Here is a 1,551-nt window from a genome sequence, read left to right as displayed (position 1 = left end):
AATGCTGCCAAAAGATCGGGCAAGGGCGCAAAATGGAACAATGCGGTCAGCGGCGCGGATGAGCAGTACCAGCTCAAAAAGCAAGCTGTCATTGCGGAAGCTTCGCGCGCATTTGGCCGCCATGGGTACAAGAATGTGTCCTTGGACGAGATTGCAAAAACGCTCAACGTCACCAAGCCTGCCCTCTACTACTACTTCAAGAACAAGCAGGAACTTGTCTACGAATGCCACGAGCTCGCCATGCATTTGGGAGATCGCGTCTTGCAAGACGCGATCGCTTCGGAAAATACTGGTTTCGGTCGGATCTCGGTCTTCATTAAGAACTACATCTCGTTGCTAACGGATGAAATGGGCGCACCGGCGATCCTCCAGGATTTCTCCGGTATGACTGTGGCGGATCAGAAAAAAATCACTTTGCGTCGGCGAAAGTTTGATCAAGAGCTGCGCAAAGTGCTCGAGGGGGGTGTTCAGGATGGTTCCATTGCCCCGTGCAACGTGAAATTGGCGGTGTTCTGGTTCATGGGCGCTGTTAGCTCGATTACCCAATGGATGCATATCGATGGCAGCCTTGGAAGCGACGAAGTGGCCGATATTTTTATCGGTTTTCTTGCGCATGGTATTCGTCCCAGTCAAGCGTGAATCTGGCGCAACAGGCTTGGGCTTCCGGTTGTGTTCTTCGCAGTGAGGCAATTCTGGCGGACATCGTCGTGCATGGCGGAAACCGGTGCTGGAATCAGGTCTTCAGGCTTGATCAGGATGGCAAGGTGGTCGAGTTCTTCGAGGCAGCCAATGCGAGTCTTTCTGCTTCGACGATGGGATGCTGAGAAGCTGGTCGGCCCACACGGGAATCCAAGGCGGCTTTCAAGGCGTGTGCGATGGCCCAATGAATTAGTGGGCAGTGACGCATTCAATGAATGGAGAGCACCACAATTGCGCTCAGGAATAGGCCCCGGATTGCGCGCGCAGGAGGTGGCTACGCACCAAATCCAGCCCGCCGGGTCCGCTGAGAACATCCAGTGGACGACGATGACCAAATGTCGGTGCCAATTCCAACAGCCATTGGTCAAGCCAAGCCCGCGCGTCAAAACCTACTGGTGTTCCTGATTCATCAACCATACGCTGAACAAGTGCGGAGAGGGTAGCGATATCGTCTTCGAGGGCCATGGCCCATTCTGATCTGCACGCCAGATGAATGCAATGCACACGTCCGGGCAAGGTATCTTGAATTGAAGGGAGTTCCCCGCCCTACCACCGCCTGCATGACGAACATGGAGGCGATGAACTGCAGTGGGCGATTCAGCGAATTGCTCGCTTGCTTTGGGCGGACATATGAAAACTGCCTTGGTCTTCGGCTGGGGTGCAAGAGTGTGGGGGGTATTTTGGACGTGCGAGCACCGCGCGTGCTGCTGCAACTATCGCGGCTGAGTGTTGGCGCCGATTCAAAATTGAGCCACCGGGGGTGCGGACGAAAACTTGGACTACTAGAAGGTAGTTCATGTATTCCTACGAAGACCGAATCCGAGCCGTTGAGCTCTACATCAAGCTCGGCAA

The 1,551-nt window shown here is 54.5% G+C and carries 3 protein-coding genes; 2 read left to right on the top strand and 1 reads right to left on the bottom strand.

The window, feature by feature from the left end; translation table 11 throughout:
- Both DBR23_RS08565 and DBR23_RS29245 read left to right on the top strand, forming a co-directional pair.
- Nucleotides 1-639: TetR/AcrR family transcriptional regulator (locus DBR23_RS08565; RefSeq protein ID WP_108497958.1), on the top strand; the 639-nt coding region annotated here is incomplete at its 5' end.
- Nucleotides 636-824, top strand: coding sequence for a hypothetical protein (locus tag DBR23_RS29245; RefSeq protein ID WP_146191287.1), 189 nt, complete (start codon nt 636-638; stop codon nt 822-824). The genes DBR23_RS08565 and DBR23_RS29245, both read left to right, overlap by 4 nt.
- 112 nt (nt 825-936) lie before the next feature.
- Here the strand turns inward: DBR23_RS29245 and DBR23_RS08560 are convergent, their stop codons facing one another.
- The gene (locus DBR23_RS08560) at nt 937-1,164 is read right to left on the bottom strand and encodes an antitoxin Xre/MbcA/ParS toxin-binding domain-containing protein (RefSeq protein ID WP_082564895.1); all 228 of its coding nucleotides are present in this window, start codon (nt 1,162-1,164) and stop codon (nt 937-939) included.
- Between the last annotated feature and the right edge of the window lie 387 nt (nt 1,165-1,551).

Source organism: Acidovorax sp. HMWF018 (genome assembly GCF_003061035.1).
Taxonomy (GTDB): domain Bacteria; phylum Pseudomonadota; class Gammaproteobacteria; order Burkholderiales; family Burkholderiaceae_C; genus Acidovorax; species Acidovorax delafieldii.
The sequence above is the reverse complement of the archived record's forward strand: the minus strand, read 5'-3'. Positions and strand labels throughout refer to the sequence as shown.